This window comes from Allokutzneria multivorans (assembly GCF_039537405.1).
GTDB lineage: Bacteria > Actinomycetota > Actinomycetes > Mycobacteriales > Pseudonocardiaceae > Allokutzneria > Allokutzneria multivorans.
Genome location: NZ_BAABAL010000004.1, coordinates 300,552 through 321,202, shown reverse-complemented (window position 1 = coordinate 321,202; position 20,651 = coordinate 300,552). Strand labels below are relative to the sequence as shown.

Below are 20,651 nucleotides of genomic sequence, written 5' to 3'. Positions count from 1 at the left end.
AGAGCCCAGGGTCGTCCTTGCGAAGAGTGCTCGCCTCGCCAAACCCGTTACCAGGCAAGGGATTCTTCGCTGAGCGCTTCGACACCAAGGCTTTGCGACCCGCGTACTTCAGAGAGGAGCGGTTCTCGCTCATCGAGTTCACCCTGCGCGACGCTTTCCCTGAGCTGGAGGGCGGCGTGCCCGGCTCGCGGATCAGCGTCATCGTCGACGGTCTCCCCCAGCCGCACGCTGAGGACAGCACATTGCTCACCGGCCGAGAGCCGGCCCGGCTCAAGGTGAAGCCGGGCCGTGCCACTTCGGATCGAACCCGAGGCGACGTGCCGCCGACCGAGCGGGTCAGCAGCTCGCGCGGTCGTTGAGCTCCAGGACGAAGCTGTCGACGACGTCGCCGTACACGACGAAGCGATACTTGGCGCTGGGGTTGCCGGGAGCCGGCGTGAGGTAGATCCACTCGGAGTCCGGGTCCTGCACCAGCTGCGGGTAGTGCCGCTGGAGCGACTCCAGCGAGGCGCCCTCGGTGATGCCCTCAGCCGTCCGCATCCGGGACGTGCCACCGATCAGCGTCACGCCACGAAGGCCGGAGATGAACACGCCGCTGGCCCTGGACGAGCTGCCTTCCGAGGGGTTGAAGTAGTACCTGCGGCAGACCTGGTCACCTTCACCGTCCACCAGCAGACCGGTCTCCACGGCCGCCTGCTCCGACTGCCCCAGCTTCAGGTCGTTGTAGCCGAACGGGCCGAGAGTGTTGTCACCGTCCGCGTGGGCGGTTCCGGCGAAACCGGCGACGGCGAAGGCGGTGGCGACGACTGCTGCGACGAACCTGGTCTTCATGGCTTTTTCCCCCTGGGTCAGCACTTCAGTACCCAGTAGACGAGCGACCACGCGTTCAGGTTGTCCCGAGTTTTCACGCGGTGTGCGCGAGAATCTCCTTCGCGATCCGGTCCTGCCACTCACGCGGCATGTCGTGCCCGACGCCCGGCAACGGGAGCAGTCGAGCGCCCGGGACCAAGCGGACCATCTCCTCGGCGTGGATGAACGGGACGATCGGGTCCTCGGTCCCGTGCACCACGAGCGTCGGGACCGCCAGGCCTCGAAGCAGGTCCCACCGATCGCGCGAGGACGCGGCCGCGAGGCTGTGGTTCATCGTCGCGTCGCGACCGTCGGCGCGGTCGATGTCGCGCTCGACGAGCCGGCGCACCGCGGCCTCGTCGAACTCCGCGCCGCCACCCGTGGCCGCGCGGGCGAGCCGCACCATGAACTCCACGCGCTCCTCGCGGGTGGTCGGCAGGCCGTCCGCCATCTCCGCGACGAGCGGGGCCAGCTCGGCGCGCCTGCCCGGCAGCACCCTCCAGTCCAATGTGGACGGATCGGGTGTGTCCGGGCTGGACATCCACGAGGTCAGCGACAGCACGCGCGCCGGGTGCTCGATCGCCATCTCCTGCGCGACCATGCCGCCCATAGACACGCCGACGACGTGCGCGGCCTTGACGCCGAGCGCGTCCAGCACGCCGAAAGCGTCGGCGGCCAGGTCCGTCACCGTGTACGGAGAAGCCGCGAAGTCGATGCTGTCGGACCTGCCGGTGTCACGGCTGTCGAAGCGCACCACGTAACGGCCGCCCTCGACGAGCGCCGAGCAGAACGCCTCGTTCCACGACGTTCCCTGCGCGCCGAGCCCCATCACGAGCAGCACCACCGGGTCGGCCGGATCGCCGAAGTCCTCGCACCACAAGGTGATCCCGTTGCAGTTCACCAAACGTTCCACTGTCTCACCCCTCGATCTCGATCAGGTCCGCGACGGCGCGCACCATCGCCGCGCGCGCCGTGTCGTGGTCGGTCCCGGTCGTGCGCGCCGTGAAGATCACGCCCCACAGGGCCATGTCGACGCGGACTCCGGCTTCTGGCCCGTCGTCCGCGCGCAGGAACTCGCGCAGCCGCGTTCCGGCTTCGGCGAGCACGCGCAGCTCGGCGTGCGCACCGGAGAGGTCCAGCAGCACGCCCAGCTCGGACCGGGTCAGGGCCAAGTCGACGTAGCGTTCGACGGCCTCCAGCCTGTTCGCGCTGTTCGCGATCTCCGCGACGGCCTCGGCGGCCTCGGTCAGGACCGCCGCGAGCAGCGCGTCCTTCGACGGGAAGTGGTAGAGCACCGCTGCCTTGGAGTAGCCCATGGCGTCGGCGATCTGCTGCACGCTCGTCGCCCCGTAGCCGCGCGCGCCGAACAGCCGCCCGGCGACCGCGACGATCTCCGCCGTGAGCTGTTCCTGGGTCTGTCGTGGCACCCCGGCCCCCTTCCGTTGGGAGCCAAGCTACCTGACCACATGGTCAGACTTCAACCAATCGGTCAGTCCTGCTCCAAGAACTCCTCGATGGCCCTGAGCCAGGCGGTGGGCTGGTCGACGTGCGCCATGTGCCCGGCTTCGTCGAGCACCACGGCCCGCGCGGAGGGGATCAGCTCCGCCGCATGCTCGGCCAGCTCCGCCGGGAAGGTCATGTCCTGGCGCCCGTGCAGTAGCAACACCGGAATGTTCAGTGCTGCCAACCGTTCCACCGCGTTCTCGCAGCGCGGCGACGGCAACGTGCCCGCCCGCCACGGCTTCGCCCACTCTGCCGAGAACCGCGCTTCTTCCAGGCGCCGCAGGTACTCCGGCAGCGCCTCCGCGCGCCACACGTTCGCTTCCGCGCCTGCCACCGCCGCCGCGCGCGTCAGCTCCGCGCCCTCCGCCGAGGGATTCGACCACACCCGCGCTTCCGCCCCGGTGCGTCGATCGCGCTCCGCCCAGCCGTCGAAGGCGTTGGCGGGCACCGGAAGGACACTGCTCGACGCCACCACCAGGCCACGCACTCGCTCCGGCGCCGTCAGTGCCAGGCGCTGCGCGATCAGGCCGCCGTAGGAGAAGCCCAGCACGTCCGCTCGCTCCACACCGAGCTCCTCCAGCAACGCCCGCAGATCCGCCACGACGGCATCCGGCGTGTACTGCTCATCCGCGAGCCCCTGCGTGGACCGACCGCAACCGCGCAGGTCGGGCAGCACCAACCGATACCGCCCCGCCAGCTCGACCAGCGGCTCCCGCAGGTAGCTGTGATCCCAGTCCGGCCCGCCGTGCACCACCAGCAGCGTCCGGTCGGCAGGCCCCTCCGTCCGCGCGACGAACAGGGCCACATCGGGATCGGCCGCCACGGGCACGACGTCATCAACGAACACCCACCGAGTCTCCCAGCAGTGGTGGCGGTTCCGGATGAAGTTGTGCGACGGTGAGGGCGTGGTGTCCTCACCCCTGACCACCGCCCCCTGCAACCCGCGGACTGGGCGGCGGCCAGCCCGATCTCGGCGTGCGCGTGCTACTCCGGGCTCGCCGAGACCTCCGTCTACGTCGACGCCGCCCTGCGCGGCCGTGGCATCGGGAAAGCGTTGGCACGACAGCTGGGAGAAGCGATGGTGATGGGACGGGTGCTGCTGATCGGGTTCGATCCGGTCACGATCCCCGAATGGGACCCGGCGCCGGTGCTGGCCGCGCTCGCCAGGGGGCACGCGCGCTTCGAGGAGCACGGCATCGAGGTCGACGAGTGCCTGCTGGCGATGGAGGAGATCGAGGGCGCAGAGGACGTCGTCGTGCGGGCGCTCTCGGCGAAGGACTACGCCTGTGTGGTGATCGGCGGCGGGATCCGGACGCACGCGCCGCTGCTGGAGTTCTTCGAGAAGCTGGTCAATCTGGTGCGCGTGCACGCCCCGCGCGCGGCGATCGCGTTCAACAGCAACCCGGAGGACAGCGCCGACGCCGCGTTGCGTTGGCTGCGCTGACCCGCACTTTCAGGTGCTGGTCGGGTTGAGGCCGGTGATCTCGACGGTCTTGCCGCGCTGCGCGTACTTGGTCTCGATGCGCACCGCCTCCCGCGATAGGATCACTCCCGGTGTGCCGGGAAGTCTGGTCGGCGTCGGTGTTCACGCTGCCCAGGACGGAGTCCCGATGCCAACTCGTCGTGTTGTGCCGATCTACCGAAGCCCAGCGGGTCGGGCCGCGATCGCGGAGTGGTGCCAAGGTCGGCTCGATGCCTGGCCGGTCTCCCACGAGCGCACCGTGATCACGGCGCACGACGCACGAACTCACCTGGTCATCGCAGGAACCGGCAATCACACCGTGGTCCTCGTCCCAGGCACCAACTTCTGCGCTGCGGCAAGCCTTCCGCTGCTAGCAGCCCTGGCGGCGCGCTGCCGTGTCGTGGCCGTCGACCTCCCCGGACAACCAGGGCTCAGCTCCGCCGCACGAGTTCCGGCAGCGGGCCGCCTCGCCTGGTACGGCCGGTGGCTGGACGAGGTGGTCGAGCAGACCGGCACCACGCCGGTGACCGTCCTGGGTCACTCACTGGGCGCCGCGATCACGTTGGCGGGTGCGTCCCCGCTCGTGGGCAAACAGGTTCTGGTGTCCCCGGGCGGGCTGATGCGACTGCGCGTCACACCCCGCGTCGCACTCGCGTCGGTGGGCTGGCTGCTCGCCCGCAGTCCCGACGCCAGCGCTCGACTGCTGCGCGCCATGCACGGCCACGGTCACCCACCACTGCCCGAAGCGGTGGAGTGGATGACGCTCGTGGCCCGGCACGTGCGCTCCAGCACCGATCCGGGTGCCACGGTGATCGCCCGCCACGACCTCGCGCGCACTGTCGTCGTCGGGAGCGAGGACGTGTTCCTCCCGGCCCGCGCGCTGGCCCCTGCCGTGCACCACGCGCTCGGCGTGGAACTCGACGTCATCACCTCGGCCGGTCACATGATCGTCGACGAGGTCCCTGAGGTGCTGGCCGAACTCGCCGGTACCGCGCGCTGAGGGAACGGTCAGGAGATCGGCGGCAGCTTCTCGGCGACGGCGGTGGCGAGCTTGGTGGTCTGCTCGCACGCGGTCGCCGCGTCGTCGGCCTGCGTCATGTAGGAGAAGTGCACCGACTCCAGGTACGGCAGCGTGGCGTCGGCGGGCGGATCGGTCATGACGTGGCCCAGGTCGACGACGCAGAGCGGACCGGACAGAGTCTCGGTCGCGGGCCGACCGGCGATGGTCGTCACCTTGGTCCCCGGGAACGCGGGCAGGCGCCCAGGAACGATCATGTGCCCCACGTTGACCGTCAACATCCCCCTGCCGGGCCCGCCGAAGGCGCACGAGAACACGCTGATCTGCGGACTGGTCTGGAGTTCCTTGGTGTAGGAGGCGCGCACCATCTCCGGCGTGACCAGCGCGCAAGGGTCCAGGTTCGCGATCGAGCCGGCCACCGTCGGGCGCCTCGGGATCGGGGTGTCGGACAGCACCGACGCCAGCACCGCGTCGAAGGCGGCATCGGCGGTCGCGCACGCGTCGCCCTGCGTCTCCGTGCGGCGCTTCTTCACCACGACCTGTAGCTGCCCCTTGTCGGCATTCGCCGTGCGCATGCAGCCGCCGTCGGCGGACTTGCCCTTGTAGGTGGTGGTCGCGCCCTGTTTGCCCTCGGAGAACTCCGTCGGATAGCTCGTCTTCAGCCACTTCACCTCCTCGATCGGCGACTTCAGGGTGAGCGTGTAGTCGAGCACTCCCAGGGTCCGCTTCTGCCCGCCGCCGGCGTCCTCCTCGATGTTGATCGTCCGCTGGCAGGAGTTGACGCCGGAGCTGGAGGCCCTGTTCTCCACGCGCCCGACCGCGCCCAGCGCCTCGCCGGGGGTCAGGCCGCACACGTCGAGCGTGCGGACGTCGCCGAGCGCGATGGTCCGCTGGCTGTCCTTGGCGCCACCGCTCGGGCTCCCCGCCGGCTCCGCGACCCCGGCGATCACGCCGGAGCACGCTGAGCAGACGACGGAGAGGACCGCGAGGGTCACGACCAGACGCGGGGTGTGAGTGCGCACGGCGGAATTCTACGGATCGTCACCGGGTCACCGGGTCATTTCGGGTACGGAGAGCCGCTCCACCATCGGGTTCCTGAATTCGGACCGCCGTTTACCCGAAAGGTTGACCGCGTTTCCGGCTGTCCGGGACGGCACCGGCGACGAACAGCGTTCGGAGCGCGGAACCGCTGGCAGGACTTCGGCGCACCGTACCGAACCGGCTTCCCCGCGCGGTGGGGATCTGACATACCCGACCCATGAACGCAGCACATTTCGTGAAGAGTTTTCTGGCGATCACCACGGCGGTCGTCGCCGTTTCCGCGGGCGTCACCACCGGCACAGCGGACGCCGCGTACAAGTGCACGGGACGGGCGTCCGGGTGGCCGGGCAGCTGGGGCTCGGTGTCCAAGCAGTGCGTGCACTTCGCCCCGAACGACCCCAAGTGGGGCGGCTACATCATCGTCGGGTGGGGAGTGCAGCCGGGCACTTCGCAGCAGGCGTGTGTCGAGGGCCGGATGTCCCGGTACACCAACCCTGACAAGTGGCAGTCGCTCGGTTGCGGCAAGGGGAACAAGGGCAAGATCGCCTGGCCCCGGAACAGCGCGTCCATGCTGGAGATCCGCGTGAAGAGCGCCAGCATCGGCGTCGCGCTCGTCGAGTACGGGATCTGACGAGTGCCGGGCTCGGCCACCAGCCGAGCCCGGCTACAGTCCGGAGCATGCCTCTCGGGAAGCACTACGACGTCGCGGGCCGGTCAATGCTGCTGCACCGCAAGGGAAACGGCGGTCCGACCGTGGTCTTCCTGCCTGGCGGTGGGATGTTCGGCCTCTACTACTGGAACGTGCACAACCTCGTCGCGGAGTTCACCACGAGCGTGGTGTACGACCGGCTCGGCACTGGCTGGAGCGACGCGGTGGACCTCCCGCGCACCGGCGAGCAGGTGATCGACGACCTGCGCGAACTGCTGCGCGTCGCGGACGTGCCCGGCCCGTACGTGCTGGTCGGGCACTCGCTCGGTGGCCTGTACGCGCGACTGCACGCGAAGCGCTTCCCCGACGAGGTCGCCGGTCTGGTCCTGCTCGACCCGACGCACGAGGACGTCGTCGACTACCTGCCGGAGGCGGAGGCGCGGCGGCTCAGGGAGTGGAACACCGACGCCCTCTCCCCCGCTCCCGAGCAGCTGGAGGCGATGCGCTCGGCGTACCGGGACGTGTTCGGCCGCGCGCTCGCCGAGTGGCCCGCCGAGATCCGCGAACCCTTGCTGGAGCGGGGTTTCGACACCGAGGTCTACCGGCGCTCGCTGCTCGAAGCGAAGAACCTGCCCGAGCTGTTCGCCGAGGTGCGAGACGCGGGGCCGGAGCTCGACGTGCCGACGTTCTTCCTGTCCGCCATGGGTTTCGACGCTTTCGCCGAGCACTTGGTGCCGCCCGCCGCCCGCGAAGCCGCCGCCGAGTCGCAGAGGGCCAGGCACCGTCTCTACACGGACCTGGCCGCCGCGCTGCCTCGTGGCGAGGTCGTGCGGTTGAACGACGCCGGGCACTCGGGGATCGCCTGGGTCCGGCCCGACGCCGTCATCCAGGCGATCCGCGGAGTGCTCGCTACTTCGTCAGCGGCGTAGCGGGCGACGCTTCCTCGCGGTGGACGACGACGCGAACCGTGGGGCCGCGTCCGTACGATGACCTCGTGACCGACCTCGCCACGTTCCCCCTGCCGTTCCTCGTCGCGCACAAGGTGCCCGTCTCCAAGCCCCGGACGTTGCGGGAGCTGGAGATCATGCGGCTCAGCGCCGAGATCCGCTCGAAGCCGCAGTGGTTCGCGAAGATGAACGACGCCGACATCATCGCCAGGTGGAGCCGGGAAGCGGCCGACGCGGGCCTGACCGAGGCGCAGATCCGTTACGCGCTCGCGGAACTGACGCACTACGCCGCGCTGCGCGATGAGCCGACCGGCATCGAAGTGTCCTCTGTGGACGGAGTGTGGCAGTCGGACTCCTTGATCGACGAGGAGCTGCGATCCCGTCTGCGCGAAGCGGTTCGGGCGCTGGAGGAGGTTCCCGAAGCGGAGCTGGACTGGCACCCGGGTTCCGGCGAGCAGGTGCTGGACCTGGTTCACCCTTCGCTGTTCTGCCTGGTGCGCAAGGTGAGCCCCGTCGACGACTCGGCGTGGCAGAACCCCGGCGGCGACGGTGCGCGGTACGCGTGGTCGGAGAAGTTCCAGTGGCTGCCAACGGATGTCGACGTCGACACCGACGGCGAGGCCGTCTTCCGGTCCTACGTCAACAACGTCCACCCCGAGGCGCACAGCGAACTCGCCGACGTCCTGCCGCTGTTGTTCGCGCGCGTGCGCCCGCTGTTCGAGAAGGTGCTCGCGGACCTGCGCCACCCCAGGCCGCTGCGGATCGAGGCAGATCCCTACTCGTGGTACTCGGACGAGCCGGTCAGGCCGCCCGCAGGCGACCAGGAAGCCCTCAGCACTTACTACGAAGCCCTGGACGAGTGGTGGGACAACCGCCTCCCGGTCGTCCCGGACGCCCCCGCCTTCACCCCGCCCGGCGACGTGCCGCCGCTCGACCTGCGCGGACGCCGGCTCCAGGTGATCGTGAAGCTCGCCAACATCCACCTCACCCCGGAGAAGCCCGAGTACGCCGGCGGCAGCTGGCACGTCGAGGGGATGATGAACGAGCGCATCGTCTCGACCTGCATCTACTACTGGGACAACGAGAACATCACTGACAGCGAGCTCGGGTTCCGCGCGGCGGTCGACGACCCCGACTACGAGCAGAACGACGTTCCGGGCATGCGCGAGGTCTACGGCCTCAACGACGAGGACCAGCTGAACCAGGCGTTGGGCGCGGTCTCGACCGGAGCGGGCCGCTGCCTGGCGTTTCCGAACATCCTCCAGCACCGCGTCTCCCCGTTCCGCCTCGCCGACCCCACGCGAGGCGGACACCGCAAGATCCTGGCCTTCTTCCTGGTCGACCCGTCGGCGCGGATCGTCTCCACCGCCGATGTGCCTCCTCAGCAGCCGTGGTCACCGACCTCGACCATGACCTTGGAGCAGGCCAAGGACTTCCGGGAAGAGCTGATGCGCGAGCGGAAGTTCTTCGTCGACGAGCACAACGAGGAGCTGTACGAACGGGAGTTCTCCCTCTGCGAGCACTGAATCCCCCGTTCGGGACTCGTGTCCTGCTGTGCGAGCCGCACTAGCCTTGCGGCATGGAATCCTCTGACCGCTCGTGGTCGATCTTCTGGCTGATCGACGGCGCGATCGGGCTCGCGGCGGCGTGCTACGTGACAATCGCCTTGTTCAAGCAGGACAAGCCGATCGTGTGGTGGCACGCCGCGCTGGCTTACGGTGCCTGCCTCGCCGTGGTCGGCGTACTCGCCCTGTGCTACTTCGCTCTGCGTCAGTCCGGCCGCGAGAAGGTGCTCGGCGAGCGCTGAGCCAGCAGGGCCACCACCGCGTCGTAGGTCTCGTCCGGGCGGAGGTCGTCGGTGCGGACCACCGTGCACTCCGGGCGCGTGCCCACGTAGGCGGAGAGCTGGTCGTGAATCCGCTCCAGCAGCACCGGCCCTCCGCCCCGCGTGACCACCTCGTCGACGCGGCGATCCAGCTCAGAGGCGTTTTCCCCTGCCCGACAAGCGAAACGCTGCTTCATCAGCTCCTTGTCGACCGCCAGCACGACCTCGCGGTACTCCGCCCCGGCGCGCCCGGCCGCTGCCTCGAACTCCACGATCTCGTGCGGGCCGGTCACCAGCTGCGGCATCACCACGTCGTGCCCCGTCCGGAGGTGGGTCTCCGCCATGGCCACCGCCAGCGACCGCCCGGCCTCGAACGCCCTCCAGAAGTCCTCGCGCCAGCCGCCGACCAGGCTCGCGACCTGGTCGATGTCGAGGTTGAGCACTCCCGGGTGCCGATCGGCGTACGCCCGCGCGAACGTCGACTTCCCGGCACCGGACGGCCCGTTCACGTGAATCAGCTGCGGCACGCCCGGAACGCTACCCCCGCGCCACCCGTCGACGTCAGCGATCCGGGCGGAGCAGGGGCGGGTCGCCGGGTGTGGGGGCGGGGGCGCGGCGTTCGGACTGCACCTGGATCTCGATGCGGGTGCGTGCGGCGGCGGGGTACCAGATCTCCTCGAACGGGCCGAAGAACTCAGATCCGCTGCCCCGGCGGCGGACGCGGGCGGCGAGCAACGGCAGCCCGGCGAAGGTGATGCCGAAGGAGACCAGCAGCACCAAGGGGATCACGAAGTCAGCCACGGGCCAGCTCCGCGATGTCGTCGGCGAAGGCCGACCACAGTCCGGGCGGCAGGTCGTGGCCGAGTCCGGGGTGGACGACGAACCGCGCACCGGGGATGGCGTCGGCGGTGGCCTTCCCGGCGCGCGGCGGCTGCACGGGGTCGACGCCTCCGCTGAGCACCAGGGTGGGCGCGGTGATCGTGGCCAGCTCGGCGCGGCGGTCACCGGCGGAGCGCGCGGCGGCGGCTTGGCGGCGGGCGGCGGCGAAGTCGGTGCGGTGGGCGTGGCCCGCGCTGCCGGTGCGGCGCGCCCACTCCTCGTCCTGCGGGAAACCACGGGAACCGACCAGCCGCAACAACTTGACGAGGCGCTCGCCAGAAGCCTCCGGAGTGGACGGTGCCCGGCCGGTCAGCAGGGCGAACCGGACCAGGGTGCTGAGCTTGGAGCGCCGGAAGGACGCGTCGGGGGCGGAGCACATCGACGTCAGGCTGAGCACGCGGTCCCGGTGCCGCGCGGCCATGACCTGAGCGATCATCCCGCCGAGGGAGACGCCGACGACGTGCGCGGCGGGCCAGCCCAGCGCGTCCATGACGCTCAACGAGTCAAGAGCCATGTCGGTGAGCGTGTACGGCTCGGTGGCGCGAGAAGAACGACCGGCGTCGCGGTTGTCGCAGCGCGCCACGTGGAAGCCGCGATCGACCAGGGTCGCGCAGAACCCGTCCGGCCAGCCCTCCATCGGAGCGCTCGCGCCCTGGAGCAACAGCAGCGGACGACCACTGGCAGCACCGAAGGTCTCGTAGGCGATCTCGATGTCACCGTTGCGGGACAGGCGAATGCTCATGCCGGGAACACCGAGCCGAGTACGCCGATGGCGACGGCTCGCACATCGGTCTCGGCGTCCATGGCGCTGCGCAGGGCGAGACTGCCGCCGAGCGCGCCGACGAGCACGACGACCTCGGTCAGCGGCATGGTCGCCCGGACGTCCAAGCGCGAGCACGTGCGCTCCAGCATCGCGACGATCCGTTCCTCACGCAGTCGCTGCGCGGCGATCACGGTCGCGGCCACTTCGGGCTGCCCGGCGATCCACGCCGTGAACTCGTACACGGCCCGGAGCGCGCCGCCGCCGAACACCGACCCGGCGGGCACGAGCGCGTCGACCAGCGCGTCGCGATCGGACACGCCACCGAGACGCTTCTCAAGATCCGCCAGGTGGTCCTCGGCCTGGGCGTCGGTGATCGCCAGCCAGAGCCCTTCCCTGCCGCCGAAGTGCTTGTACAGCGCGCCTCGCGTGTAACCGGCCTCGGCGACGATCTCCTCCACCGTGGCCGCGAGGAAGCCTCGCCGCGCGAACACCGCCCGCCCGGCGCCGAGCAACCGCTCGTGCGTGACCAGCTGCTGCTCGGCCCGCGTCAACCTGGACATCCACCGCCCCGACAATGAGTAACACCGCGTTTCTGGAATCAGGCTACATCCAGAAACACGGTGTCACCAGGAACGTCAGTTGTGGATCTTGAAGCTCTCCGCCTCGTTGTCGAAGCCGAAGTTGTTGAGGTTACTGATCAGGGAGTCAGCGTTGAGGGTGAAAGGCGCTCCCGTGCAGCCGTCGTTGGCGTACAAGGTGACCTTGAGCGTCCGGCTGTGGTTGTAGAGCGCGCTGATCTCGTTGTCCCCGTTCCACCAGTCGATCTCGTGGCAGGTGTCGCTCGCCGCCGCCGCGACGTCGACGTACCGGGTGCCGTCGAACTCGGTGTCCTCCCACATGCAGATCCGATCGAGGCCGCAGTTGGGCTCCCCCCGCTCCGTCGCCGAGGCGGGCGCGGCACCGAGCAGCGCCGAGATACCGATGCCGACGAGCCCGGCCGCGAAGCCGCGAGCAATTCCCTTGCGCATGACTCTCCAATCCCGTTCAAACAGGACAACGGGCGGAAAGGTAACCGAGAGAAATGTGAAGCTTCTTATCCGGCTCTCAAATGTCCCCCCTTTCCGGGACGGAGATCAAAACCATTGAACGCAGTGCGGGGGCACATCCGAGCGAAACAGTCGATCTGCGAGAGAAGCTGCGCCCGAATGGTGGACACGCATGTGGCCCGCGCGGACGAGCGCGCTCGGCGCGGTTCCGCCGAGGTAGATCGCACCCAGATCGCGCACGTCCAGCGACAGGTCAGGCTCGCGCTCCGTGCGCACGCAGTCACCCCGGCCGTCCCGCACGGTCAGCAGGTAGCGGCCATGATCACCAAGGAACGGATCGGTGGCGCCCAGCACGATCTCACCGTCGGTGAACCACCGGCGCGCAGCCAGCGCGCGCGGGACATCAAGCAGGCGCACCCAGAGCCATTCGGTGTGATGGCTCGCCTCACCGGCGCTGAAGTCGGCGAACTTCCAGCGCACTGGGTGCTCGTGCGGAACGTGTTTGAACACCACCTGAGCAACCAAGTCGTGACCGAGCGCAAACTTGACAAGGGCGACAAAAACGATGTCGTCGAGTGCAATTGTCTCGTCGACGGTCAAAGTGCCGTCCGCAAGGGAATAGCTCGCGTATCCGTTCGCGTTCCCCTCCGCATCACGGTGCACGGCGACATAGCGCGGCGCGGCGGCGACCGGGGGTTGCCCCGCGCGCAGAGCCCACCAGCGGGGCGGACGCGACAGCGCGCCGGGCTGCGCGCGGCGGTAGCGGTCGTAGACGTCTTCGAGGACGTCGACGCACTCATCGCGCCGGAGCACCTCGATCGATCCGGGCGAACCGGGCGAACCGATGCCCGCCCGCGGCTCAGCGAAGGCGGCACGGTGGCGCTGCACGGTCAGCCGCCCCGTGTAGGTCGCGGGCCCGTAGCCGAACCGCCCGTAGATCGCGGGCTCGGAAGCCAGCAGCACGGAGAGGAAGTCGCCTCGCTCGCGCAGGTCGGTGAGCTGGTGGCGCATCATCGCGCTGAGCACGCCCTGGCGCCGGTGCGAGGGCAGGACGCCGACGGCGCTCACGCCCGCAGCGGGGACGACGACCTGGCCGGGCAGGGTCAGCTCGAACGAGTAGGACCCCGCGGTGCCGATGGGGCGACCGTCGTCGGTCACGGCGAGCAGGTTGCGGTCCATCTCGGTCGCCGACCACCAGCACCCGCCGCCGTCCTCGTCCGGGGTCTCCGGGAAGCGCCCGAACGCCTTGTGGACCGTGGCGACGAAGACGTCGCGGTCCTCCTCGGTGGTGGAACGGATCTTCATGCTGCCGCCGCCTTTCCCGATCGTCCGGCGCACAGTGCAACGCGGCGCCGCCCACGGCTCAACCGAATTGCGGCTGATGATCAACCCGGACGGCTCAGCGCGAGCACACGATCCGGGGCTGTGCGAGCCCGCGCGGACTCCCACAATCGAACGATGCCGGAAGATCAGGATCTCCCCAGCGTGGTGGTCGTCGGAGCCGGAATGGCCGGTCTCACCGCGGCGCGCACCCTGAGCCAGCTCGGTCACCCCGTCACCGTCCTGGAGGCGCGCGAGCGCGTCGGCGGGCGGATCTGGACCGATGAGGACGGCGTCGACCTCGGCGCGCACTGGATCCACGGCACGGACGGCAACCCGCTCACCGAGCTGGTGGAGGACCTGGGCATCCCCTACAGCTACGTGGGCGGCGACAGCGCCTACACGGGCGGCTTCGACAGCCTCGACCTCTTCGGCGCGGACAACCGCGCCGCCAACCACCGCACCAAGAGCCGCACGCTGGAGCTGGCCGACGACGTGCTGCACGAGCTGGAGCAGCGGGCCGCCATCGCGCGCAAGGAACAGCGGCCGGACATCTCCCTCGGCGAGGCGCTGCGCCAGATCCTCGCCGACCGCCAACTGTCCACAGAGGACGAACAGGCGGTTCGCTACCACCTCAACGTGATCCTGCGCGAGGACGTGGGCGAGGACGCGGACAAGCTGTCGCTGAAGTTCTGGGAGGACGGCTACCTCGTCTACGGCTACGGCGACAGCACGCTGCACCAGGGGTACCAGTCCGTCGTGGACGCGATCGCCGAAGGACTGGACGTGCGGCTGGGCCACGTGGTCACGCGGATCGACAGCACGGCGGGCACCGTGCGGGTGACGACCGACCACGGAGAGTTCGAGGCGGACAAGGTCCTGGTGACGTTACCGCTCGGCGTGCTCAAGGCCGGGGCGGTGCGCTTCGAACCCGAACTGCCCGGCACCAAGCGCTCAGCGATCGCACGGCTGGGCTTCGGCACCCTCAACAAGATCGCGCTGCACTACGAGGAACCCTTCTGGCCCAAGGACCAGTACGTGTTCGGCTACCTGTGCCGCGACACCGACCGCTACCCCACCGTCGTCATCAGCATGTGGAAGTCCCACGGCAAGCCCATCCTGGTGATGCTGCTCGGCGCCTCGCTCGGCCGAGAGGCGGAGAGCTGGTCGGAGCAGGAGGTCTGCGCCTACGCCACCACCGTCGTGCAGGACGTCTTCGGAGCCGATGCGCCCGCACCGAACCACGTCTCGCGCACCGCGTGGTCGACCGATCCCTTCGCGCTGGGCTCCTACACGTGCATCGGCGTCGACGCTTCCTCCAAGGACATCGCCACCCTCGCGGAACCGTTGGGCGACAAGGTGTTCTTCGCCGGTGAGGGCACCAATCACTACCACTGGGGCTGCGTGCACAGCGCCTACGAGTCCGGCCTGCGCGAAGCCGCGCGCATCAGCGGGAACTCCGAGGTCTACACCCCGCCGAGCGCCGGGACCTCGCGCCGCCAGAACCGCAACACCGACCGGATGCTGCGCTTCGTGCGCATGCGCATGACCCACATCAGCCAGCACGAGCTGACCGAGCGCGTGGCCTGCCTGCGGGAGAGCGTCGACCCGCACGGCGTGCGCCTGTTCACCGCGCTCGTCGACTCCGAGCTGGAGACGCTCGCGTCGATGTTCGACGAGATCCCTTACACCGCAGGGGATTCCCTGTTCCGCGAGGACGACGCCGCGCACGGGGTGTTCCTCGTCACGAGCGGTGAGGTCGAGGTCGACTTCGGCGGGATCTACGAGCGCGCGGTGCTCGGGCGCGGTGCGCTGCTGGGCCACCACGACCTGTTCTTCAACGCCCGCACCACTTCGGTCACCGCGCTCAGCGACGACGTCGTGGTGTTCTACCTGGACCACTACCGGTACCAGAGCTTCCTGTACGCCTTCCCCGACGTGATGATGCTGATGATGTCGGACCTCGTGACGCGGTGGGAGCAGCTGGAGACCGCGCTCGGCTCGGAGACCTTGGCCAAGGCCCGCCGCGACACCGGAGCCGCCTGAACCTCCCCGCCTGGGTCGAAAGTGGTATTTCGACGGCTGTTCGCCCGCTTCGGTGCGGTGACGTGATGGGCTGAGCCGGTGAAGATGACGGCACCGCTCGCGCTCCGAGCGAGTCAGCACGCGCGGCTGGTGGCACCGCGCCACGGCGACAGCCTCCTGTGCAGCTCGATCGGACCGTCCGGCGAGGTCATCACGCTGTGGGCGGCAGAAGACAAGACCACCGCGTTCGTGACCGTGCACGCGCACGGAACGACCACCACCACTCAGATCGCGTGGCGGCCCGTCGCGTTCCCGTCGGTGCAGCCGCTGCCCGACGGCAAGGTCCTCATCGTCGGAGCCCGCTGCCAGTGGCGCCCGGACGGCCCGGAGCGCAACGCGGTCGTCTACGACGCCAACGGGTCGGCGGTGCTCGAACAGACCCTCGGGGACGGCATCTCCCACGTGCTCACCACGCGTCAGGGTGAGGTCTGGGTCGGCTACTTCGACGAAGGCGTCTACGGCAGCTGCGGCTGGGGCGATCGCGACAGTGCTCCCCCTGTCGGGAAGCACGGGTTGACCAGGTGGTCAGCCGATCTCGACCTGCGGTGGCAGTACCGTGCCGACCAGTGGGGATCGATCAGCAGCTGCTACGCGCTCAACGTCCACGACGACACCGCGTGGGCCTACTACTACACCGACTTCCCCGTCGTGCGCGTCGACGGGGACACGGTGACCGGGTGGCACAACGACGTCAGCGGAGCGAGTGCGCTCGCTGTCGGTGGCTCCACCGTCGCGTTCTTCGGTGGGTACGAGCCCGACCAGGACAAGCTCGTCACCGCCGTGCAGCTGGAGAACCGCCTGCTCGTGACCGGCGAGCACCTGGTGGCTCAGCCTGACGGCACACCGCTTCCCGCCAGTGCGCGCGTCGTCGGCAGGGGCTCCGAGCTGCACTTCCTCGTCGAGGACCGCTGGCTGCGGCTCAGCGTGGAGGACCTTCCCCGCCCGTGACCTCGCGCGGGTGTTCGTCAGATGATCTCGCAGGGTTGCCAGGCGACGGACGACGGCTGTGTCCCGGTGCGGCAGTACTCGATCAGCGCGACTCTGGCCGCGTCCCGGTGGATCGCGGCGTTGGTGGGAAAGCGCATCTGCGCGTCGGTGTCGTAGATGATCTCCGGCGCGTTGGGAAGCTGCTGTTCGCTCAGGCTCTGGACCAGGATCTCGTCGGCGCCGAAGGCGCAGAAGTGCAGCGCGGCGAGGGTGCCCGCGGTGTTCGTGCCGACGCTGAGCTGGTGATCGGGGAAGTGCTCGCCGTGGCCGTCGTCGTCGCCGCTGGTGCAGGGGTGGTCGGAGACGTAGAACTTGGTGAGGGTGTGCCAGAACCGGCCGCTCAACGCCTCCTCGATCAACGCCTCCGCCGCGTCGGTGGTGCTGGCGTAGCGGAACTTGTTCGCGATGAGCGCGCTGACGATCACGGGCGAGCCTTTCCTTTCAGAGTGACGGGCTCCAAGGAACCGCGCTCCCAGACGACGAGGGTATAGCCGAGGGGCAGGATCGCGCGGACGGCCTTGCGGCAGCCGTAGACACCGTCGCAGACCTCGATGTTGTTGATGACCACGGCCGCGTAGGTGATGCCGCGCTGACGCATCAGGGTGGCGACCTTGGTTTCCACGTGCGTCGGAGCTGACAGCGTCGCGCCGCGAATCCGGATCGGGAAGTGCTCGGAGTTGGCCAGGATCAGTCCTGCGGCAGTGACCAACTCGCGTTCGCCGCGATCTTCTTCGGAGTCGACCATCCCCTGTTTCGGGGTCGGGGGTGTCCCGCTGGAGATGACGCCTTCGGTGTTGTCGCCGAAGTAGACCAACCCGGTGGTCGGTCCCGTGTCGGCAGGGCGATCGGTGAGTTTCGCCTGCTGCGCTTGAGCCCACCCCGCGTCCCTGGTGAAGCTCATCAGGGTGGGCGGCAGGGTCGCCGGGTGCGGCACCGAGTTGCTTTCCGGCGCCGGAGCCCGGTCCTGCGCGGTGATAGCCGGTACGGAGTTGGCAGGGACGGTGTGGGTATCAGCCAGGTACTTGATGATCGCCTCTGCCGCGTCGTCGAGCTTGACCGCGGCCTCCTCCAGGGTGGCCGTGATCGAGTCCAGCAGCTGGAGCGCTTCGTGCAGCGTCTCATCGACGCTGCCCTCGGCGGCGTGGGCTAGCGGAGCCCAGATCTCCTCCCGGACTTGTTCGGCCACCGCACGCAGCTCCTCCGGGGCGAGTTGGCTCCGGGCTGCCAGTAATCCGGCGGCCACCGCCGAGAACGCAGAGGGCACGCCATCACGTCCCCGTGGCGACGTCGCGCAGCAGCTCCGACACGCGGTGCAGCTGCTCCGGCAGCTCGGCTAGATCGGCGACCGCGTCGGCGAGCTGGCCGCGCCCCGTGACGGCGGCGCTGTGACGGGAGCCGGTCCACGTCGTCGTCACCTCCTCCAGGGCCGCGCTCCGCGACTCGCGGACAGCGTCGACGCGCGCTGCTGTCCCGGCTGCTCTTTCCGCGAGGTCGACGAGCAGTGTCTTTACATCATTGATCGACACAGGACCCATTCCCCTCGGGCCTGACCCGCGACGCGCTCATCCGATCTGCTCCGCGAGCGCGACGATGATGCCCGCGGGTCCGCGCAGGTAGCAGAGCAGGAAGACGTCCTCGAACCGCGCGATCTCGCCGAGGAGTTCGGCGCCGTGCGGGCGCAGGCGGGCAACGGTGTCCTCGATGTCGTCGACGGCGAACATCACCCGGTGCAGACCCAAGGTGTTGGGCGGCGGGAACTCGCGGCCGGCGCCGAGGGCCTCGGGGGTGTGGTACTTCGTCAGTTCGAGCTTGCTGTGCCCGTCCGGGGTCCGCATCATCGCGATCTCGCTGCGCAAGCCGTCGATACCGACGGTGAGGTCGGCGAAGCGCCCCTCGATCCCCATCCGGTTCTCCAGCTCCATGCCCAGTTCGCTGAAGAACGCCACGGCCGCGTCCAGGTCGTCGACGACCACGGCGACGTTGTCCATCCGCTGGATTCCCATGCGCCGGAGCATAGGCACCGGGACGCGAATTGTCGGCGCGCGGACGCCCGCCTACCATTCGCCTGCCCTGCCCTTCGTTCCCTCCCGCGCGAACCCCAGAGGTGGTGACGTGAACACCGACATGAGCACCAATGTCGTGCTCTTCCAGTCGTCTCCGGAGATCGAGCCCGTGCCCGCCGCCGGGACCGCACGCGATGAGAACTGCCTCCAGCGGGCGTGGGCCGAGCTGACCAGCAGGCAGCACTTCCCCGCGACCGAGGTGCGGCGGGTGCACAGCGAGTGGGAGCTGTCCGAGGCCGACCGCGAGTTCGCCGACCGGACGTTCCCGAACATCGAGGTCCTCACGCACAACTTCGCGCGCCCGGAGCCGGACCGGTGGGCGGAGGCCATCGAGGAGGCCCGGATCTCGCTGGAGAAGGAGATCGAGGACCGCGCGTTCGAGGAGATCACCAAGGGCATCGAGGGCGTGCTGCTGCCGATCGTGCGCAGCGGCGACATCACCGACGCCGGGCCGGTCCCGGTCGCGCAGCTGATCCCCGGGCAGGTCTACCTCGTCCTCGCCACGGTCACCTCGACCCCGGAGGGGCTCGCCGTCGCGGAGGTCGGCAACCTCGACGTCGCGGGCACCGAGGACTTCCTGGAGCTGCTGGAGAAGGCCAGGGTCAACCTCCGCGACGGGGTGAAGTCCGTCTACTCCGACGCCCCCGGCGTTCCCGGTGGCATGGTCGAGGTCAGCCGCGCGGGAGGTTTCGCCGCCTCCATGGTCGCCACGCCGGGCTTCCTCGGCCGCATGATCGACACGATCGGCACCCGCACGCTCGTCGCGGCCATGCCCAGCCCGCACGAACTGGCCTTCGCCCCCGCGGACTCCGGTTGGGCGAGCGAGCTGCGCGAGCGGGTCGAGCGCGCCGCGCCCCGCGAGGGGTTCCTGCCGACGCTGATGCTCTTCGAGCCCGACGGCATGAGCGTGCTGTTCCAGAACACCGGGTGAGAACGATTCCAGCCGCCGTCGCGGAATGGTGAGGCTAACCTAATGGCGCCCGTCGCGAGAACACCCGATCGGTTTCCCGACCGGCGACGACGAGGTTTCCGTGATGGGGTTCCGGGTATTCGGTTCTCCACACCCGAACTCCCGTTGTTCCGGACTGCGATCGGATGCTCGAAGGAGTCTGCGATGACCACCACGGAAATGCCCGCCGTCAGCGAGTGCACGGTGACGAGCTGTTCCTACAACGATCACGGCTGCCACGCTTTCGCGATCACCGTCGACGGCCGCAACGGCACGGCGGACTGCGCGACCTTCGTCCCGCTCACCGCGAAGGGCGGCCTTCCCGCCGCCGTGTCCCAGGTCGGCGCGTGCAAGCGGGCGGACTGCGTGCACAACGAGCACCTGGAGTGCACGGCCTCCGACGTGCGCGTCGGCATGGGCGAGGGCGACCACGCGGCCACCTGCCTGACCTACCGGGCGGGATGACCGCAGAAGGACGACCACAGGGAACTGATCACGTGCGGGCGGGGCCGAAGAGGTCCCGCCCGCGCTGTGCGTTCGGGGAAAGATCTACAGGAAGTTGTTCGGCCAGATCATCGTGCGCCACATGTGCGCGACGGGAGAACCGTCGAATCCGAGCCCTTCTGCGGGCTGCCGGAAATGGCGGCCGATGACGTCCTCGAACTCGGAGATGTCGACGTCGTCCTCATCGGTGAAGGTGTAGACGTCGTTGATCGCGACCAGCCGCGCGGACATGTACCAGCGGTGCGCGCGGACTTCCTTGTAGGCCTCGCGAACGTGCTCCGGCGGGTCGTACTCCGGTCCGAAGAAGGCGTCGTAGGCGTCCGGGTAGTCGTAGCCGACGGAGGAGTCGGCGAAGAAGCGCGCGATCTCGTGCTGGCGGATCGCCCAGGCCACCTCTTCGGAGACGTAGGGGGCGAGCAGTTGGGCGCCCCAGTGGCCGTGGTGGCTGCGGAGCAGGCCGCCCACCGCGATGTCGTGCAGCAGGCAGGCGAGGACGACCGGTTCGTCGAGCCCGAGCAGCTGGGCGCGCCGCGCGCTGTGCAGCATGTGCCGGGTGGTGAAGGAGTCGAGGCCGAGCCGCAGGCGGAAGAAGTCAGCGAGCGTGGGGCGCTTCGGCATCTTGGGCAGAGCCGGGTTGTCGCCCATCATGAACACCTTGCCCGGCTCCAGTTGAGCCAGGTGCTGGTTGCCGCTGAGGTGCTTCTCGGTGCCCAGCGTCGCGATCGCCGGGAGGACGGTCATCCGCTCAAGGCCGTGCTGCG

The 20,651-nt window shown here is 69.3% G+C and carries 27 protein-coding genes; 11 read left to right on the top strand and 16 right to left on the bottom strand.

Annotated features, from left to right (window positions below):
* Positions 1 to 26 precede the first annotated feature (26 nt).
* The gene (locus tag ABD798_RS03645) at positions 27 to 359 is read left to right on the top strand and encodes a hypothetical protein (protein ID WP_344871040.1); all 333 of its coding nucleotides are present in this window, start codon (positions 27 to 29) and stop codon (positions 357 to 359) included.
* On the opposite strand, the gene ABD798_RS03640 is transcribed toward ABD798_RS03645, so the two are convergent.
* The 4 genes from ABD798_RS03640 to ABD798_RS03625 all read right to left on the bottom strand — a co-directional run bounded on the left by ABD798_RS03640 (position 337) and on the right by ABD798_RS03625 (position 3,199).
* Positions 337 to 831 carry a hypothetical protein gene (locus ABD798_RS03640; RefSeq protein ID WP_344871039.1) on the bottom strand — a complete coding sequence of 165 codons (495 nt, stop codon included), beginning with the start codon at positions 829 to 831 and terminating at the stop codon, positions 337 to 339. The two genes, ABD798_RS03645 and ABD798_RS03640, sit on opposite strands and share 23 nt — an antisense overlap.
* Before the next feature lie 73 nt (positions 832 to 904).
* Positions 905 to 1,762 carry an alpha/beta fold hydrolase gene (locus ABD798_RS03635; protein ID WP_344871038.1) on the bottom strand — a complete coding sequence of 286 codons (858 nt, stop codon included), beginning with the start codon at positions 1,760 to 1,762 and terminating at the stop codon, positions 905 to 907.
* Positions 1,763 to 1,766: 4 nt separating this feature from the next.
* Positions 1,767 to 2,276, bottom strand: coding sequence for a TetR/AcrR family transcriptional regulator (locus ABD798_RS03630; RefSeq protein ID WP_344871037.1), 510 nt, complete (start codon positions 2,274 to 2,276; stop codon positions 1,767 to 1,769).
* Positions 2,277 to 2,338: 62 nt separating this feature from the next.
* Positions 2,339 to 3,199 (bottom strand): alpha/beta fold hydrolase, encoded by an 861-nt coding sequence (locus ABD798_RS03625; protein WP_344871036.1) that lies wholly within the window; start codon positions 3,197 to 3,199, stop codon positions 2,339 to 2,341.
* A gap of 231 nt (positions 3,200 to 3,430) precedes the next feature.
* Here ABD798_RS03625 and ABD798_RS03620 point away from each other — a divergent pair, with 231 nt between their 5' ends.
* Both ABD798_RS03620 and ABD798_RS03615 read left to right on the top strand, forming a co-directional pair.
* Entirely contained in the window at positions 3,431 to 3,796 is a 366-nt protein-coding gene (locus tag ABD798_RS03620) for a hypothetical protein (RefSeq protein ID WP_344871035.1), read from the top strand.
* 166 nt (positions 3,797 to 3,962) lie between these two features.
* Positions 3,963 to 4,814: an alpha/beta fold hydrolase gene (locus tag ABD798_RS03615; protein WP_344871034.1), complete on the top strand. Its 852-nt coding sequence runs from the start codon at positions 3,963 to 3,965 to the stop codon at positions 4,812 to 4,814.
* 8 nt (positions 4,815 to 4,822) lie between these two features.
* Here the strand turns inward: ABD798_RS03615 and ABD798_RS03610 are convergent, their stop codons facing one another.
* Positions 4,823 to 5,854, bottom strand: coding sequence for a hypothetical protein (locus tag ABD798_RS03610; protein WP_344871033.1), 1,032 nt, complete (start codon positions 5,852 to 5,854; stop codon positions 4,823 to 4,825).
* A 254-nt stretch (positions 5,855 to 6,108) separates the two neighbouring features.
* Here ABD798_RS03610 and ABD798_RS03605 point away from each other — a divergent pair, with 254 nt between their 5' ends.
* The 4 genes from ABD798_RS03605 (at position 6,109) to ABD798_RS03590 (ending at position 9,276) form a co-directional block, all read left to right on the top strand.
* Positions 6,109 to 6,504, top strand: a complete 396-nt coding sequence (locus ABD798_RS03605; protein WP_344871032.1) for a hypothetical protein — start codon at positions 6,109 to 6,111, stop codon at positions 6,502 to 6,504.
* Between the two features lie 47 nt (positions 6,505 to 6,551).
* Entirely contained in the window at positions 6,552 to 7,451 is a 900-nt protein-coding gene (locus ABD798_RS03600) for an alpha/beta fold hydrolase (protein ID WP_344871031.1), read from the top strand.
* Between the two features lie 65 nt (positions 7,452 to 7,516).
* Complete coding sequence (locus ABD798_RS03595) at positions 7,517 to 8,995, top strand: DUF4246 domain-containing protein (RefSeq protein ID WP_344871030.1); 1,479 nt, start codon at positions 7,517 to 7,519, stop codon at positions 8,993 to 8,995.
* 53 nt (positions 8,996 to 9,048) lie between these two features.
* Positions 9,049 to 9,276 carry a hypothetical protein gene (locus ABD798_RS03590; RefSeq protein WP_344871029.1) on the top strand — a complete coding sequence of 76 codons (228 nt, stop codon included), beginning with the start codon at positions 9,049 to 9,051 and terminating at the stop codon, positions 9,274 to 9,276.
* Here the strand turns inward: ABD798_RS03590 and ABD798_RS03585 are convergent.
* The 6 genes from ABD798_RS03585 to ABD798_RS03560 all read right to left on the bottom strand — a co-directional run bounded on the left by ABD798_RS03585 (position 9,240) and on the right by ABD798_RS03560 (position 13,287).
* Positions 9,240 to 9,821 (bottom strand): AAA family ATPase, encoded by a 582-nt coding sequence (locus tag ABD798_RS03585; protein ID WP_344871028.1) that lies wholly within the window; start codon positions 9,819 to 9,821, stop codon positions 9,240 to 9,242. The two genes, ABD798_RS03590 and ABD798_RS03585, sit on opposite strands and share 37 nt — an antisense overlap.
* Before the next feature lie 34 nt (positions 9,822 to 9,855).
* On the bottom strand, positions 9,856 to 10,095 hold the full coding sequence (locus ABD798_RS03580; RefSeq protein ID WP_344871027.1) for a hypothetical protein: 240 nt from the start codon (positions 10,093 to 10,095) through the stop codon (positions 9,856 to 9,858).
* Positions 10,088 to 10,915, bottom strand: coding sequence for an alpha/beta fold hydrolase (locus ABD798_RS03575; RefSeq protein WP_344871026.1), 828 nt, complete (start codon positions 10,913 to 10,915; stop codon positions 10,088 to 10,090). Before ABD798_RS03575 ends, ABD798_RS03580 begins: the two co-directional genes overlap by 8 nt.
* Positions 10,912 to 11,496, bottom strand: coding sequence for a TetR/AcrR family transcriptional regulator (locus tag ABD798_RS03570; protein ID WP_344871025.1), 585 nt, complete (start codon positions 11,494 to 11,496; stop codon positions 10,912 to 10,914). The genes ABD798_RS03575 and ABD798_RS03570 overlap by 4 nt, the downstream gene beginning before the upstream one ends.
* A 75-nt stretch (positions 11,497 to 11,571) precedes the next feature.
* Positions 11,572 to 11,964: a peptidase inhibitor family I36 protein gene (locus tag ABD798_RS03565; RefSeq protein ID WP_344871024.1), complete on the bottom strand. Its 393-nt coding sequence runs from the start codon at positions 11,962 to 11,964 to the stop codon at positions 11,572 to 11,574.
* Positions 11,965 to 12,069: 105 nt separating this feature from the next.
* Positions 12,070 to 13,287, bottom strand: coding sequence for a GNAT family N-acetyltransferase (locus ABD798_RS03560; protein ID WP_344871023.1), 1,218 nt, complete (start codon positions 13,285 to 13,287; stop codon positions 12,070 to 12,072).
* A 153-nt stretch (positions 13,288 to 13,440) separates the two neighbouring features.
* Between ABD798_RS03560 and ABD798_RS03555 the strand changes: the two genes are divergently transcribed.
* On the top strand, positions 13,441 to 15,348 hold the full coding sequence (locus tag ABD798_RS03555; protein WP_344871022.1) for an FAD-dependent oxidoreductase: 1,908 nt from the start codon (positions 13,441 to 13,443) through the stop codon (positions 15,346 to 15,348).
* A 78-nt stretch (positions 15,349 to 15,426) separates the two neighbouring features.
* Positions 15,427 to 16,335: a hypothetical protein gene (locus tag ABD798_RS03550; protein WP_344871021.1), complete on the top strand. Its 909-nt coding sequence runs from the start codon at positions 15,427 to 15,429 to the stop codon at positions 16,333 to 16,335.
* A 17-nt stretch (positions 16,336 to 16,352) separates the two neighbouring features.
* On the opposite strand, the gene ABD798_RS03545 is transcribed toward ABD798_RS03550, so the two are convergent.
* Genes ABD798_RS03545 through ABD798_RS03530 form a run of 4 tightly spaced genes read right to left on the bottom strand, consistent with a single transcriptional unit; the run spans position 16,353 to position 18,377 of the window.
* The gene (locus tag ABD798_RS03545; protein ID WP_344871020.1) at positions 16,353 to 16,799 is read right to left on the bottom strand and encodes an Imm1 family immunity protein; all 447 of its coding nucleotides are present in this window, start codon (positions 16,797 to 16,799) and stop codon (positions 16,353 to 16,355) included.
* The gene (locus ABD798_RS03540; protein WP_344871019.1) at positions 16,796 to 17,638 is read right to left on the bottom strand and encodes a DddA-like double-stranded DNA deaminase toxin; all 843 of its coding nucleotides are present in this window, start codon (positions 17,636 to 17,638) and stop codon (positions 16,796 to 16,798) included. The genes ABD798_RS03545 and ABD798_RS03540 overlap by 4 nt, the downstream gene beginning before the upstream one ends.
* A gap of 4 nt (positions 17,639 to 17,642) precedes the next feature.
* On the bottom strand, positions 17,643 to 17,900 hold the full coding sequence (locus tag ABD798_RS03535) for a hypothetical protein (RefSeq protein WP_344871018.1): 258 nt from the start codon (positions 17,898 to 17,900) through the stop codon (positions 17,643 to 17,645).
* A gap of 36 nt (positions 17,901 to 17,936) precedes the next feature.
* Entirely contained in the window at positions 17,937 to 18,377 is a 441-nt protein-coding gene (locus tag ABD798_RS03530) for a VOC family protein (protein ID WP_344871016.1), read from the bottom strand.
* Between the two features lie 109 nt (positions 18,378 to 18,486).
* On the opposite strand from ABD798_RS03530, the gene ABD798_RS03525 reads away from it, so the two are divergent.
* Positions 18,487 to 19,368, top strand: coding sequence for a hypothetical protein (locus tag ABD798_RS03525; RefSeq protein WP_344871015.1), 882 nt, complete (start codon positions 18,487 to 18,489; stop codon positions 19,366 to 19,368).
* 183 nt (positions 19,369 to 19,551) lie between these two features.
* Positions 19,552 to 19,851, top strand: coding sequence for a DUF1540 domain-containing protein (locus ABD798_RS03520; protein WP_344871014.1), 300 nt, complete (start codon positions 19,552 to 19,554; stop codon positions 19,849 to 19,851).
* Between the two features lie 84 nt (positions 19,852 to 19,935).
* Here the strand turns inward: ABD798_RS03520 and ABD798_RS03515 are convergent, their stop codons facing one another.
* Positions 19,936 to 20,631 (bottom strand): hypothetical protein, encoded by a 696-nt coding sequence (locus ABD798_RS03515; RefSeq protein WP_344871013.1) that lies wholly within the window; start codon positions 20,629 to 20,631, stop codon positions 19,936 to 19,938.
* Between the last annotated feature and the right edge of the window lie 20 nt (positions 20,632 to 20,651).